Here is a 14448-nt window from a genome sequence, read left to right on the forward strand (position 1 = left end):
GCATGCTGCGATACCGCGATCTCTCGATACAGCGCAAAATTTCGCTGATCATCGGCATAGGTATCGCCTCCGCGATGATCGTCACTGTCGCCAACTTTATTTCCTTCGACCGCGAGAACGTTAAACGCGACCTGAGCGAGGAAATGCGCGTGCTCGCCCGCATTACCGCCGCGCGCAGCGCCGCCGCCGTGGCCTTCGGCGACCGGGCCAACGCGCTGGAAAACCTCACCACCCTCGCCTTGCGCTCCACCGTGCAATACGCCTGTATTTACGACGAACAACAGGCATTGTTTGCCCGTTTTCACCGCAAAGAGAGCGAATTTCCCCCCTGCGCGGAGGTGCTCGATTATCAGGACAGCAACCAGTTGCTCGGGCGGCAGGATTTACTGGAAGTGGTGGAGCCGATCTTCCGCAAAGGGCAGCGGCTGGGTTATGTGCTGGTTGCATCCGACCTGTCGCCGATTTCCGAGCGCACCAACAAGTGGATCGTCACCAGTATTTTCGTAACTGCAGCCGCTTTGCTGGTGGCGTTCCTGATGACGCGTCGCATGCGCCGCAGCGTGGTGCAACCCATCATCAACCTCGCCAACGTAATGGACGATGTGCGCCGTTCCAACAATCTCAGCCTGCGCGCCTGGGCGCATGGGCGCGATGAAACCGGGCGGCTGGTGGAGTCCTTTAACGAAATGCTGGAGATCGTGGAGAAAAACAACCGCGATCTGGAGATGCTCTACCGCGGTCTGGTGGAAAAAAGTGCGGAGGCGGAATCCACCGCCGCATCCCTGGAATTGCGCAACCAGCAGATCAAAGACCTGTTCAACAGCGCCGCCCACGATTTGCGCCAGCCGCTGCAGGCCATGAGCATTTTTGCCCAGACCCTGCAGAAAAAAACCACCGATCCGGACCAACTCGCGGTGGTCGAAAAACTGCGCCAGGCACAGCAAAATCTCACCAGTTTGTTCAACGAAATTCTCGATGTGTCGCGCTACGAGTTCGACCTGAAAGCGGCGGGCACTCAGCCGATCTCCATCAAACAACTGCTCAGCAAAGTCTTTTTGGAATTTGAAGCCATTGCCCAGGAAAAAGGCCTGCGCTTGCGCTTCCACACCTGCGAATATCGGGTGTTGGCTCACGGCGCTCTGCTGGAGCGCATTATCCGCAACCTGCTCAGCAATGCCATCCGCTACACCGATCAAGGCGGTGTACTGCTCGGTTGTCGCCGGCGCGGCGATCGCCTCGTCGTCGAAGTGTGGGATACCGGGCGCGGCATTCCCAAGGCGCAACAGCAGGAGATTTTCAGCAAGTTTGTCCAGGTTAAAGGCGAAGATCGCGAGCAGCGCGGCGGCTTTGGTCTCGGCCTCGCCATCGTCAAGCAGTTCGTCGATAGTCTGGGTTATCACTTAACCGTGGAATCGCGCGAGGGACGTGGCACGGTATTTCGCCTAGTTGTACCGCTAGTGGATGAACCCACACCGGCGCGCCGAGTGGCTGTTCCAATGGGCGACCTGCGACCCATGGATCGCAAGTTCACCGGCGATGTGGCCACTCTGGAGGGCCTGCAAGAGCTGGAAGAAACCCGCATTTTGTTGATCGATGACAACTCCGATATACGTCAGGCGCTTAAGATGACGCTCACGGAATGGGGCTTCATAGTGGATGATTTTGCCGACATCCAATCGATGGAAACCTACTACCGTCAGGGTGGGCGTGTTCCCGAGGTGATTATTTCCGACTACGAACTCGGCCCGACGGAAACGGGTGATCTGGCTATCCATACGGCACGCCAATGCCTGCAGCGGGATATTCCGGCATGCATTATCAGTGCGGCGGAAGATGAAGCGGTTTGGGAAAAAATCAAAGCCACCGGTTTCGCAGCTCTGCGCAAACCAGTTAAACCGGCGCGTTTACGCGCATTGATCAACCATCTTTTGCAGTAGGTTGCGGACCTGTACCCACCCTGCTGCGACCGCTGTCAGCAGCATAGGTATTGGTGACACCAGCAAAAGCCCATCCGAAAGTAATGTTTTGCGATTTATCCGTATGAAACCCCCGCACAGCGCGTATAATCCGCGCACGAATTTTTCATGTTTCTCTCATTTTTGGCCCAAGGAGACACTCTCGTGAAATTTATGCCCTCAATGATCAAGGCCTTAGGTCTTTTGGCCGTCATTACCGGTTTCTCTGTCGCTGTATACGCCGCTACCGAAACCGTAGCGGATCGAACCAAGCCCGTTGGAGAAGTCTGCATGGCGGGCGATCCTTGCGCAGCGGCAGTTGTCGCTAGTGCCTCCTCCGGTGAACCCCGCAGTGGTGAACAGGTTTACTCCACCAAATGTTTTACCTGCCACGCCACTGGCGCTGCAGGTGCGCCGAAATTAGGTGATGCAGCGGCGTGGGCACCGCGCCTGTCTGAGCGCGGCGTAGACGGCTTGTATGAAAGTGCACTCAAAGGCTTTAAAGCCATGCCGGCCAAGGGTATGTGCATGGACTGCAGCGAAGAGGAAATCAAACACGCTGTGGACCACATACTGGCGAGCTCCAAATAAATTGCAAAAAACCGCCTTCGGGCGGTTTTTTTATGCCCCTATTTTTGTAAACCTTTCTTCTATCCTTTCCCCATATGCGTCGGCAGACATCAGATAGGATTTTTCAGATGAGCTACTACGAAAAATTGGCAAACCACTTTCGCAAACTCTCCCGCCTGTCTCATTTGGGATCCATATGCGGCTGGGATCAGGCGACCATGATGCCGCCCGGCGGCAATCAGGCGCGTGGTGAGGCTCTGGCGGAACTCGCGGTGGTCATGCACGAAATGGCCACAGCGCCACAATTGGCGGACTGGTTTGCTGCGGCCAAGCAGGAAGAGTTGAGTGATGCCGAGCGGGTGAGCCTGCAAGCCATGGAGCGCAATTGGCGGCTCGATACTGTGCTGCCCGCCCATCTGGTGGAGGCAAAGGCGCTGGCTGCTAGCCGCTGCGAACACGCCTGGCGCGAGCAGCGCAAAAATAACGACTGGCAGGGATTTCTGCCCAATTTGACGGAAGTGATTCAACTTGCGCGTGAAGAAGCGGCAATTCGTGCAGAGGCGACGGGAACCAGTGCGTACGACGCATTGCTGGATTTATACGAACCCGGCATGACCTGCGCCCAGCTCGACGCTCTATTCGGCGATTTGGTTACCTGGCTGCCGGATTTGATTAGGACTGCAGAAGAAAAACAAAAAACGCGAACCTTTACTGTGCCGCAAGGGCCTTTCCCAACCGAAAAACAAAAAGAACTCAGTCAGAGCGTAATGGCATTACTCGGTTTTGATTTTAATCACGGCCGTCTGGACGTCAGCGCTCATCCATTTTGCGGCGGCGTGCCAACCGATGTGCGCATTACTACGCGCTATGACGAAGCGGATTTTGTAAAAACGTTGCTCGGCGTTATTCACGAATCCGGCCATGCGCGCTACGAACAAAATCTGCCGCGCGAATGGTCCGGTCTGCCAGTGGGCCAGGCGCGTTCCATGGGCGTACACGAATCCCAGAGTTTGTTTTTTGAAATGCAGTTGGCGCGCAGTCGTGAATTTGCCGAATTATTAGCGCCTATGGCTGCCAAGGTATTTGCGCGCGAATCCGATCCGGCATTTTCCGCTGACAATCTCCACCGTTTTAATACGCGCATGAAGCGCGGTTATATCCGCGTTAACGCGGACGAAGTCACCTATCCCGCCCACGTGATTTTGCGCTACGAAATCGAACGTGCACTTATCGAGGGGACTTTGGCTCCGGCGGATATTCCAGATGTATGGCATGAAAAAATGCAGACCTATCTCGGGCTATCGACACTGGACAATTACCGCGACGGCTGTATGCAGGATATTCACTGGACCGGCGGTGCGTTCGGTTATTTCCCGACTTATACCCTGGGCGCAATGTACGCCGCGCAGTTATTTGCCGCTGTCGATAGATCCATTCCCAACCTCCGGGAAAATATCCTGCGCGGTGAATTAACCGAATTGTTCAACTGGCTCAAAACCCATATCTGGCAAAAAGCCAGCACCTTGAGCACCGATGAATTAATTCGCAGTGCGACCGGAGAAAGCCTTAACCCCGCGTATTTTCAACGGCATTTGCGGGCGCGATATTTGTGATGGTGTCGTTCTTATGCTCGGAGCGAGATTTGCTTGCCCCGAACATCATGAATACACTATGCGTTCGCTTACGGATCACCTACCAATGAAAAGGAGTTTTTATGGACACTTTAATCCCTGAATATTTTGAGTACCGGATCAAAGCAGGCGATAGCCTTTCGATGATCATGGCCAAGTTCTACGGTGTAGGGCCGCGCAGTCCGAGTTACAACAAGATTCTCAACCAGATACTGTCCCTCAATCCCCATATCAAAGACCCAAGCCTGATCCGAACGGGGTCACTGCTGCGGTTGATGGCGATTCCAAATGCAGCGCCAACACCAGTTGTTGCCTCCAGTCCCTTATTCAATCCGGTATCAACACCTTTTGTTCTCCCATCCGCTGCCATGTGCCCGGCGGAGTATGGCCCAGAGAGCTTTGTGCTCAACGATATCCCCGCTCAGGATGAATTGGATTTTTGGATGCTGAGCTGGCTGGCGCAGAATTCTAATTATCTTGTGATTCCTGGCAGCATCGCCGCAGGCGCTAAAGGTAATCTCCTCAGCCCGGCCAATATTGGTTTGATCGAGCAGATCAGCGAGCTTTACGCTCGCTACAAATCCGGCGCCCTTAGTAAAAACCAATACGACTACCAGCGCCGACTCTTACTCAATCAATTCAAAAACAATATCGGCCCTTTCGAGCGCTGGCTCTTCGGCAATAAAACTTCCCATGAGGCCATCCGCATCGCCCGCGGCGGCGGTATTCCCGCTACTAAAAATATCAGACCAAGCCGCGCGCCTTAAGAGGCTCGCAGCATATGGCAAACACGGTGGGTATGTATTGACCGGCGTCGGTGTCGCCGCCTCTTGTATGCAAATTGCGGATACGGATAGCCGGCAGGAGAAAAATGAGATATTGGTGGAGACGGTGGCGAGTACATCCGTTGGGCTAATAGGTGGCGTCCTCGTTAGCATGTTTTTGGTGTCAAACCCAGTGGGTTGGGGCACGGCGCTGGTCCTGGCAGCAGGAAGTGCGGCAGTTAGCTACGGAGCAGGCTACGGTGCGAAGAAGGCTTACACCGCCAGTGGTAGCGAGGTCGATTTCGTTGCTGGCACAGGTCTGGATTCCATATGTCGGAAGAATTAATCAGCACATTGTTTAATTTAGGCGTCTTTTTATGGGCCGCCGCAATGGCATGTCTCGCCTGTATTTTTGTCATGCACGTATTAGTTCCGAAACGACTGTTACAAGTCTATTTTAAAGAGCCGTATTTCTCGCCGGCGGAAATCGAGTTTTTCACTGGATTCCCGTTTGGCTACATGAGAACCGTTATGTTTATGCGCTTGGCGGGCTTTCCGCAAAGCGGGAAAAAGAGAGGCCTGACAGAAGCTTACAAATTGACTCCGTTGTGGTTTCAAACCGCCTCGAAAATCATTTTGACTGCATTCTTGATATTTTCACTACCTCTGATTGGATTAGGGCTTTTTTTCTTTTTTGCTTTATAGAGTCTTTTTGTGTTCGGTGATCTTTATGCCCAGGACAAATTCGGCGGCATCAGCAAAAACCAATACGACTGCCAGCGCCGACTCTTGCTCAATCAATTCAAAAACAATATCGGCCCTTTCGAGCGCTGGCTCTTCGGCAATAAAACTTCCCATGAGGCCATCCGCATCGCCCGCGGTGGCGGTATTCCCGCTACTAAAAATATCACCGACCAAGCCGCGCGCCTTAAGAGGCTCGCCACATATGGCAAACACGGTGGGTATGTGCTGACTGGTGTTGGCGTGGCGGCTTCTTGTATTCAAATCGCAGATACTGATGATCGACAAAAGAAGAACGAGATATTTGTGGAGACGGTGGCGAGCACTTCTATTGGCTTGGCGGCTGGTTATGCAATAACTCTCTTTCTTGTGTCAAATCCAGTCGGTTGGGGAACGGCTTTAGTTCTGGCTGCGGGGAGTGCTGCTTTTAGTTTTGGTAGCGGGTATCTCGCAAAGAAGGCTTACACTGCTTTGGGTAGCGAGGTGGACTTTGTATCGGGAGCGGGTGTGGATTCCATATGTCGTTAGAGCTTTTACGCTACCCAACATACCTATGGGCAATTCTGCTCTTCATCCTTATGGGTTGGCTCGTGGTTGTTTTTATCCTGCATTTCTTTGTGCCCAAGAGCTTGCTAAAAAACTATTTTAAGGAACCCTACTTTTCTCCTGCAGAAATTGAGTTTTTTACTGGCTTTCCTTTTGCGTATATGAGGACGGTCATGTTTATGCGAATTGCTGGCTGGCCGAGTAGTGGTAAAAAGCGTGGATTAACGGAAGCTTATAAATTAGCTCCCCCCTGGTTTCGTATCGTGTCAAAGCTTTTAATCAGAGTGCTGTTAACGGTTTTTTCTTTGTTTTTTATCCTGGGTATTTTTTTACTTAGTGCATTCTGCATACTTGGTCATTGTTGAAATGGGGGCTTGTCGCAGATTTTTTTTGAATGATGGATAGTTCAATTGTTCTGTGGCCCTGCTCAGCGTTTCGATGTTTGCGCTGTAGTGAAGTGGGCGATTTTTTTCAGTTTTTGACTACAACCATTGGCTTGGCTGAGACTGCAGAAGTAACTTAAAAGGCGCATTGAAGCGCCTTTTTTGCTTTCTAGGCTTAGTAGATTGGGTGTCAAGTTCCGCCACGCGCACGCTCGGTGCGTATAATGCCTCCTTTTTGGCAAGCAGAAGGTGAGGTTGAGATATGAGTACTCCTATCCGTATTGGCATTATTGGCTACGGCAACCTTGGGCGTGGGGTTGAGTTGGCGATTGCACAGAATCCCGATATGACCTTAGTCGGTGTTTTCAGTCGGCGAGATCCTGCCAGTGTTCCCAGTAAGGCCAAGGTCTATTCGGTCGATGAGGTGATGAACTTTAAGGATCGCGTCGATGTGATGATCCTGTGCGGCGGGTCGGCAACGGATTTGCCAGAACAGTGTCCGGCGTTTGCGCGGCATTTTAATACCGTCGACAGTTACGACAACCACGGCAAAATTCCCGAGTATTTCGAGCGCGTCAATGCGGCTGCGGTTGCGGGTGGCAACGTCAGTGTGATTTCGACGGGGTGGGACCCGGGTCTGTTTTCTCTCAATCGTCTTTTGGGGCAAGCCATTTTGCCGCAAGGTGTGGACTACACCTTCTGGGGCAAAGGTGTGAGCCAAGGTCACTCCGACGCCATCCGCCGGGTCCCCGGTGTAAAAGCCGGTGTGCAGTACACCGTACCTTCTGAAAATGCCTTGGCTCGCGTACGCGCTGGCGAAAATCCAGTATTAAGCACGCGAGAAAAACATAGACGGGATTGTTTTGTCGTTGCTGAAGAGGGCGCGGATCAAGCGGCCATCGTCGAGGCGATCGTCAATATGCCGAATTATTTTGCCGACTATGACACCACGGTGACTTTTATTACGGAAGAAGAATTAAAGCGCGATCACGCCGCTATGCCACACGGCGGCTATGTTCTACGCAGCGGCAAAACCGGTGCAGACTCAACCCAATTAATGGAATTTTCCATCAAGCTCAGCAGTAATCCGGAATTTACCGCGAGCGTGTTGGTCGCGTATGCACGAGCTGCGTTTAAATTAGCGCAAGAGGGCGCGGTGGGCGCTAAAACAGTTTTGGATATTCCGTTTGCGTATCTTTCGCCAAAATCCGGGGCAGAACTGCGCAAAGAGTTGCTGTAATAAACTAAATAGGGGTTATGTTCTAACCCTTAATTTGGGCCAAATCTCCAACCATCTTTTAGATGTTATTCGCTTTTCGAATTCCTGCGGCTTGGGTCGTTTGTCATTGAGTGTAATGGTGTACTCAAACAGCGGCTCAAAGCCAAAAGGCGACAGCAAGGCAATTTCACCCGATTCACTCAAAGTCGCTCCAACGGCGGTTTCAATCTCCACCCAATAACTCATGGCGTCCAGAGTGGATGTATAGGGGTTGTCGTTATTGCGTTGGTGCATGCGCGCCTGATTTTTAACGGACCATAAAATAGGCAGCCGATCCGTTAATTTGCTTTCGATTTCGCGATCTCTTTCTGCAGAAACATCGCTTGGATCAAAATAAATAAGATCTATGTCGTTCAGCGCGGTTGGCAATGAATAATCATGCAGCTTGTCCCACACCAGATTTCTGACAAAACCTGCCGCAAGGCACCAATCCGGTAGTTGCATTTCTGCTGCGGTAGAAAGCGCATCCATGCGCAGTGAATCGCACTCAATCCATCGTTTGATGACGGCTTCATAGTTCATGAAATAGTTGACATCTCTTACAAAGAGAGTCGATTCTCGCAATAAGTATGTTTGATCGAAAAGCCGGAAAGATCAGTATCCAGGCACGCCGGTCTTAATCGCAATGTTGACGGTGCTGCCGTTCGGTAAGCGTAAAGATGGGAGCCGCAATTACCACAAAATACGCGGAATTTTGCAGCAGAGGATTCAATTTCTTTTAGTAAATCAGCGCCAGATATCAGAGTGAAACTTTCGCGAGCTATGGTGACACCCATTGAGAAAGCAGAAGCATGCGCCTTGCGGCAGGTAAGGCAATGGCAACATTCAATCTCTGCAATAGTCTCGCCAACTCTATATTTGACGCTGCCGCATAAACATGAACCTTCGTACATCGCTGTCTCCGAACGCTATTGCGTTTGATTGAAATCGTTCAGTTTGGAGGTTTTCCAAATGTGAAACAAGAACTAATATTAAATGGGCCGAAAAGGGAGATTCAGAAAAATCGTATGGCTAAGGAAAAATATTGCTTAATTTTTACCGAGACGTTTTATGCAAATCTCCCGGGGAAAAATCACAAGGTCAGTCTTTGTCATATTGAGTTTGATGATTGGTTTTGTCATAGCTAACCAAGCCATAGCTGAAACAAGCAAAAACCGCATATTTGTTCTCACCGACATAGGCAATGAGCCAGATGACCAAATGTCGTTTGTGCGTTTGTTGATGTATGCCAATGAACTGGATATCGAAGGTCTGGTTGCGACCACCTCCACTTGGCAACGCAATCACACGCAACCGCAAACTTTGCGCGAAATTATTAAAACCTACGGCAAAGTCAGGCCGAATTTACTGAAGCATGAAAAAGGCTGGCCGGAAGGCAAAACCCTTCTTTCCTTGGTCAGCAGTGGCCAGCCCAGCTATGGCATGGCCGCCGTCGGCAATGGCAAATCCACGGACGGTTCGCGAGCATTAATTCAAGCGGCAGACCGAGCGGATAATCGACCGCTGTGGATCAGTATTTGGGGTGGTGCCAATACGCTGGCGCAAGCCTTATGGGATGTACGGGCAACGCGTTCTGCGGAAGAACTGGCTGCGTTTGTCGCAAAATTAAAAGTCTATTCCATTTCCGATCAGGACGATGCGGGCTTATGGATTCGCAGAGAATTTCCCGATTTGTTTTATATAGTGATGCCCTCCTCACAAGACAGTGACGATTATTACTACGCAACCTGGACCGGAATTGCGGGTGATTTTTTTTATCGCAACGGTATGGGCGCAGACAGCAGTTTAATTACCAATGAATGGTTGGAAGCCAATATTCGTAAAGGACCGCTGGGCAAACATTACCCGAAATTTGAATATATTATGGAAGGCGATACACCCGCCTTTTTGCATCTGCTCAATAACGGTTTGGCCAGCTATGAATCCCCGTCTTGGGGCGGTTGGGGTGGGCGTTATGTGTATCGCCAACCCAAAGGTGAAACGCGAAAAATATGGACACAAGGCGGCGGTGGCGGAAGTTTAACGTCGCAGGATGAAGTCATTGGTATCGACGGCAAAACCTACGTTTCCGATCAAGCCACTATTTGGCGCTGGCGCGAAGCCTTTCAACACGATTTTGCCGCGCGCATGGATTGGACAATCAAGCCTTATAAACAGGCCAACCATCATCCGGTGATCATTGTAAATGGCGTTACAGGAAGTGAACCTATTCGGGTTTCGATTGAAGTTGGTAAAACTCTGGTGCTGGATGCCAGCGAAAGCCATGATCCAGACGGGCACGCACTTTCCTATCAATGGATAATCTATCCGGAAGCGGGCTATGAACCCGGTCAATCCATGGCAGGAGTGGAATTCACCAACATCAACGGCAGCAAAGCTACTTTTAAAGCGTTAAAAACCTGCCGCGGCGACTGGCATAATCGCAATCCGGAGTGTGAAAAAGGCCTTGTGCATATTATCTTGGCAGTGACGGATAATGGCATGCCGAAATTAACCAGATATCGAAGAATTATCGCAGAGGTGCGTAAATAATTTTTCGTGCTATAGACGGCGAATTATTTAAATTTGATAAGCAACTCGCCGTCTGATAATGGACCATACTGATCATCCAATAGAAATATTTGCGATACCCCACTCGCTGCCGCAGCTTCCCGAAAAAATCTGAGTTCCAATTCGGTATAACCGCCTTCCATTTTCGAAACCAGGTGTATCAGCAGCTTTGGTTTGATTAAACCAAACAAGGTTTTGGGTTGACTGGCAACTGCGCGTTTAAATGCGTCCTCGACATCAGAGAATTTCCCCGCTAAAGAACGAGGATGTGCCAGCCCCTGTGACGGAAACTGCTTCTCGTTATTTTCCCCTACCGTTCTGGCTTCCAGATAACCTTTAAAGACTTTGATGTAAATAAGTTTTCTCATTTTGGGGGTCTCCTGTGTGCTGCCACCTTATGACAATTTTACTTAGGTCTCAATAAATAAATCGTATGGTCGCCGCAACCTGGGCTGATTTTTGGAGCTTTGAAGTTGCGAAGACCTATTTGTTGTTCTAACGTCCATAGAGGGTTTATAGAAATATGCTTAACATGGTTTATCGGGAGAGATAAATGTATCGAAATTTGATTTGTGCGCTATTGATTCTATGTGGAAGTCAGACTCATGCGGATCAAGCGGTTTCAGGAAATCTTGTCAGAATAGATGCTGCGTATAGCATCGAGTCAGTGGCGTATGATGACGAATATGACGAGGTGGCTTATGTGGGTGGCGCGTTGACCGGATTGGTGACCTTTCAATCAGAGCAGGGTTTTTATGGGCAGTTGGGCGCTGCGAGACTATCGATAGACGAAATGCAAATCAATGATGAAACCTATGATGTCAATATAAAGGAATCGGGTCGCTCTTTCGGCTTTGGTTATCGTATGCCCCGTGAAGCAGATGGTTTGTATTGGGGCATTGGCTATGGAAGGGTCAATGCTAAGGGTGCTGAGGCAGTTAACTCAATAAAGGTTTTTTGGGAGAAAGAGACAGATCTCCGCTACGGGGTCATCTCGGTTTCTTATAGCGATGGTAAAAATACGAAAATGCTAGCCGTAGCGGGACGTCATATATGGTTTTTTGGACACAGCGGATTCGGTATGGGGGTATCCTGGGGCGTAGGATCGGGCAAAATGAAATCAGAAAATATGAATGTTGATATGGGACAAGCAACATTGGGCGCGATCATAATGCTTAGACCCAAGTTCTAATAAGGTATTACAGGCCTGTCCTGGCTCGCGTAACTAATATCTCGCAGTGATTGTTTTGCTAATCCCGGGGGCGCTGCCCCTTTTCTATTTTTTTGGTCAATCAAATATTAATGATCGACTCCGCTAGCCCATGTAACATCGTCAAGCGGCAACTAAGATCTATATATCAAATTTTGCCATCCAGGATAACCTGATTTAAGAGGGAAAACGCATAACATACTCTTTCTGACCTGTAGCGCTGTCTAGGCTTTCTTCAATAATGAAAAACCCCTGCGATTTATAAAAATGGATGCTGGGTATATTGGCTTTATACACGGATAGGGTAAGAGTTTTTCTTATGGTTTTGGCGTGTTCAACAAGCGCTTTTCCTATACCTTCTCCCTGCTTATCGGGTTTGACAAAAATTGCGGCCAGTCTGTCATCCAGAAGTGCAACAAAGCCGAGAACTTCCGACTTATCTTCATATATGTAAACGTCGGATGCGGGAATATAAATGTCTCGCATATTTTGCAGCTGTGAGCGCCAAAAATTTGCCTCGACAAAATCATGTGCCTTGAGTGAGGCGGACAGCCATATATCGAGTACAGCATCCATATCTTCGGATAAAAATTTACGAATCATAAAAGCTGGTTGAAGTTTGATCTTTGCCAAATGGCATCATACAGGCTCTGAGGGATTGGAAGTTAAATAATTTGTAGCTGCTGATGTGAGGCGCCGTTCTAGGAATAGGAGGGCGTAATGCCCTCCCCGCATCATTGTTGGGTACTGCTATCAAGAAGAAAAACCAGTCCCAACATATGAAACTCGTCGACATTTTGCTCGATCGCCAACTCTCTAATATTCTGGTCCAGCGTGGCGGTTATGCCGTGATTTTTCAGTTTCTGCAACAGCTCAGTATGATCGGTGCGGGTGACATCGGCTAGCGCGGACAGAGGTGCGTCAATAAGCGCATAGGAAATCGGCCATTTTAATTGCGGAGCGGTGATATGTCCGAAGGAAAAGGTCGAAATAAAAACAATCATGGAAAAAATAGCCACGCTGCCCCGCCCCCAGTTGGATCGCAGGTGTTTTGTCAGCGGTTTGAAATTTATCACCATATGTCCAGCTGCGCCTATAATAAAAATCCACGAAAACCACTCGTGTGCGAAGCTGAGATAGCCGGGTACAACATCAAAAAACATCAGCACGCCGGTAACGGTCATCAAAATAAAGGAGCCTATGGTGATAGGTGTGGACCAGGTGCGTAAAGTAAATGGTTTTGCTGCTTTCATATCAAGTTCCTCTTGAACTGGTCAGCGGTCATTAGGGTGTAAACACAATGCGCTCGCCGTTAGACGGCGTTGCTGTCCACATATGTTCCACTTCGGAGAGAGGGACGGGTTTTGCGTCTATCTGAAATCTACCACGGGTAATTTCTTTGATCAGGGAAGGTAATTCTTTAAGAATATCGCGACCGGTAACAGAACCGAGCCCGCTGCCCACGATTTGAAAATTGGCTGCGCGCAAAAATAAACCTGGAATAGCGGCGATATCGCCAGCCATAGAACCGACATGTATCCAGGTGAGCAAACGGCTGCGATCAGCTCTCTGTGTCAAGACCGTCTCGATATTTTTTGCAGCGCTTTCGCCCCAGACAAAATCGAGCACTATATCCACCTCACGCGCGAGAGTGCCCAGTCTGCTGTCCCCAAGCGTCACAATATCGGTTGCACCGAGTGCGGGAAGGTGTGCGAGTTTATTTTCGTTGCGGCCGGCCGCGATGACTTGAGACGCGCCAAGGTAACGTGCAATTTGCACGGCCAAACTTCCCGAGCTGCCGGTAGCTCCGAGCACAAGTACTTTCATTTTTTTGCGAAATGGAACGCGACAACGCAATGCAAGCCAGGATGCCATGGCCGGATTCATGGCCGCCGCAATGGTCACCGGATCGCAACCGCTGGGCAGCTTGATGCTGTGGTCGACTTCGATCACGGTTTTCTCCGCCATAGAACCTATCTGATCAGGACTTACGACGAAATAACGCAACTTGCCATCTGGGCCTTTTCCAACACCATCCATGCCGGGAACCAAGGGAAGCTTTCCAACCCCGGAATAGTGGGCACCCGAGGCGCGTCCGCGCGTAACGTGGTGTAAGCCGGCGGCGAGAACTTCCACGAGCATTTCGCCGCGTCCGGATGGTGTGGGATCAGTGTAATCGCTGTAACTGGGAGGTTGATGAAACGAGGTGATAACGGCTGCTTTCATGGGGTCTCCTTGAGGCATGCGCCTCTCAATTAGTTCGTAGTGCGATCTATTATTGATGCGTAATACGAACTATGTCAAGCTGCCGCAAAAATTGAGAAACAGAAAAATCCTATGAAGAAAGAGCATTCCCTTTCCGCTGGTGAAGAACTGGTGGATGCGCTTATGACCACCTCCTTTATCACCATGGCCATCATCAACAAGATCGGCGCGGAGCATGATTTGTCGCTCTCGTTGATTCGAGTGCTGGGGATTCTGTGGGATCGACGGCCGCGCATGACGGAACTTGCCGATTACCTCGGTTTGGAAAAACAAACCATGTCAGGATTGATCGCCCGAGCGGAAAAAAGAGGATTGGTCGTGCGCGCAGCATGCAAAGACGACGGCAGAGCCACAGAAGTTTTTTTGACAAAAGAGGGAGCCGAACTCGTCAAACAGTTGCGAGATCAGGGACAGCAGGCGCTTATGCCATTGATTGAAAGTCTTAATGCTTCAGATCAGCAACGCCTGCAGGAACTACTGTTGCGCATGCTTAATGCAAAGGGCGCGCGTGGAAATTGACCTTCGGTATTATCGAAGGTCGTTGTTATAAAAAT

17 protein-coding genes are annotated in these 14448 nt (G+C 50.1%); 11 read left to right on the forward strand and 6 right to left on the reverse strand.

The window, feature by feature from the left end:
* Positions 1-2 precede the first annotated feature (2 nt).
* The 8 genes from DWB84_RS12400 (at position 3) to DWB84_RS12435 (ending at position 7830) form a co-directional block, all read left to right on the forward strand.
* The gene (locus DWB84_RS12400; RefSeq protein ID WP_187410136.1) at positions 3-1937 is read left to right on the forward strand and encodes an ATP-binding protein; all 1935 of its coding nucleotides are present in this window, start codon (positions 3-5) and stop codon (positions 1935-1937) included.
* A 192-nt stretch (positions 1938-2129) separates the two neighbouring features.
* Entirely contained in the window at positions 2130-2546 is a 417-nt protein-coding gene (locus tag DWB84_RS12405; RefSeq protein WP_187410529.1) for a cytochrome c5 family protein, read from the forward strand.
* Positions 2547-2653: 107 nt separating this feature from the next.
* Positions 2654-4138, forward strand: coding sequence for a carboxypeptidase M32 (locus DWB84_RS12410; protein WP_187410137.1), 1485 nt, complete (start codon positions 2654-2656; stop codon positions 4136-4138).
* Positions 4139-4239: 101 nt separating this feature from the next.
* Positions 4240-4923: a LysM peptidoglycan-binding domain-containing protein gene (locus tag DWB84_RS12415; protein ID WP_187410138.1), complete on the forward strand. Its 684-nt coding sequence runs from the start codon at positions 4240-4242 to the stop codon at positions 4921-4923.
* 327 nt (positions 4924-5250) lie between these two features.
* Positions 5251-5625 carry a hypothetical protein gene (locus tag DWB84_RS12420; protein ID WP_187410139.1) on the forward strand — a complete coding sequence of 125 codons (375 nt, stop codon included), beginning with the start codon at positions 5251-5253 and terminating at the stop codon, positions 5623-5625.
* Between the two features lie 9 nt (positions 5626-5634).
* Complete coding sequence (locus DWB84_RS12425) at positions 5635-6189, forward strand: hypothetical protein (RefSeq protein WP_187410140.1); 555 nt, start codon at positions 5635-5637, stop codon at positions 6187-6189.
* Positions 6180-6572, forward strand: coding sequence for a hypothetical protein (locus DWB84_RS12430; protein WP_187410141.1), 393 nt, complete (start codon positions 6180-6182; stop codon positions 6570-6572). Before DWB84_RS12425 ends, DWB84_RS12430 begins: the two co-directional genes overlap by 10 nt.
* 280 nt (positions 6573-6852) lie before the next feature.
* Positions 6853-7830, forward strand: coding sequence for a diaminopimelate dehydrogenase (locus DWB84_RS12435; protein WP_187410142.1), 978 nt, complete (start codon positions 6853-6855; stop codon positions 7828-7830).
* 15 nt (positions 7831-7845) lie between these two features.
* Here the strand turns inward: DWB84_RS12435 and DWB84_RS12440 are convergent, their stop codons facing one another.
* Both DWB84_RS12440 and DWB84_RS12445 read right to left on the reverse strand, forming a co-directional pair.
* Positions 7846-8391, reverse strand: coding sequence for a nucleotidyltransferase family protein (locus DWB84_RS12440; RefSeq protein WP_187410143.1), 546 nt, complete (start codon positions 8389-8391; stop codon positions 7846-7848).
* Positions 8392-8408: 17 nt separating this feature from the next.
* Complete coding sequence (locus tag DWB84_RS12445; protein ID WP_187410144.1) at positions 8409-8762, reverse strand: GFA family protein; 354 nt, start codon at positions 8760-8762, stop codon at positions 8409-8411.
* Positions 8763-8919: 157 nt separating this feature from the next.
* On the opposite strand from DWB84_RS12445, the gene DWB84_RS12450 reads away from it, so the two are divergent.
* Complete coding sequence (locus DWB84_RS12450) at positions 8920-10401, forward strand: nucleoside hydrolase-like domain-containing protein (protein ID WP_187410145.1); 1482 nt, start codon at positions 8920-8922, stop codon at positions 10399-10401.
* A gap of 23 nt (positions 10402-10424) precedes the next feature.
* On the opposite strand, the gene DWB84_RS12455 is transcribed toward DWB84_RS12450, so the two are convergent.
* Positions 10425-10787: a hypothetical protein gene (locus DWB84_RS12455; protein ID WP_187410146.1), complete on the reverse strand. Its 363-nt coding sequence runs from the start codon at positions 10785-10787 to the stop codon at positions 10425-10427.
* A gap of 185 nt (positions 10788-10972) precedes the next feature.
* Here DWB84_RS12455 and DWB84_RS12460 point away from each other — a divergent pair, with 185 nt between their 5' ends.
* On the forward strand, positions 10973-11611 hold the full coding sequence (locus tag DWB84_RS12460; RefSeq protein WP_187410147.1) for a hypothetical protein: 639 nt from the start codon (positions 10973-10975) through the stop codon (positions 11609-11611).
* A gap of 195 nt (positions 11612-11806) precedes the next feature.
* Here DWB84_RS12460 and DWB84_RS12465 read toward each other — a convergent pair whose 3' ends face one another.
* The 3 genes from DWB84_RS12465 to DWB84_RS12475 form a co-directional block, all read right to left on the reverse strand.
* Positions 11807-12262, reverse strand: a complete 456-nt coding sequence (locus DWB84_RS12465; RefSeq protein ID WP_255428988.1) for an N-acetyltransferase — start codon at positions 12260-12262, stop codon at positions 11807-11809.
* A 101-nt stretch (positions 12263-12363) separates the two neighbouring features.
* Positions 12364-12882 carry a DUF4405 domain-containing protein gene (locus DWB84_RS12470; RefSeq protein ID WP_187410148.1) on the reverse strand — a complete coding sequence of 173 codons (519 nt, stop codon included), beginning with the start codon at positions 12880-12882 and terminating at the stop codon, positions 12364-12366.
* A 31-nt stretch (positions 12883-12913) separates the two neighbouring features.
* Positions 12914-13855, reverse strand: coding sequence for a zinc-binding dehydrogenase (locus DWB84_RS12475; protein WP_187410149.1), 942 nt, complete (start codon positions 13853-13855; stop codon positions 12914-12916).
* Between the two features lie 111 nt (positions 13856-13966).
* On the opposite strand from DWB84_RS12475, the gene DWB84_RS12480 reads away from it, so the two are divergent.
* Positions 13967-14413 (forward strand): MarR family winged helix-turn-helix transcriptional regulator, encoded by a 447-nt coding sequence (locus DWB84_RS12480; protein ID WP_187410150.1) that lies wholly within the window; start codon positions 13967-13969, stop codon positions 14411-14413.
* The last annotated feature ends 35 nt before the right edge of the window (positions 14414-14448 follow it).

This window comes from Saccharophagus sp. K07, from assembly GCF_014336955.1.
Lineage (GTDB): Bacteria > Pseudomonadota > Gammaproteobacteria > Pseudomonadales > Cellvibrionaceae > UBA5868.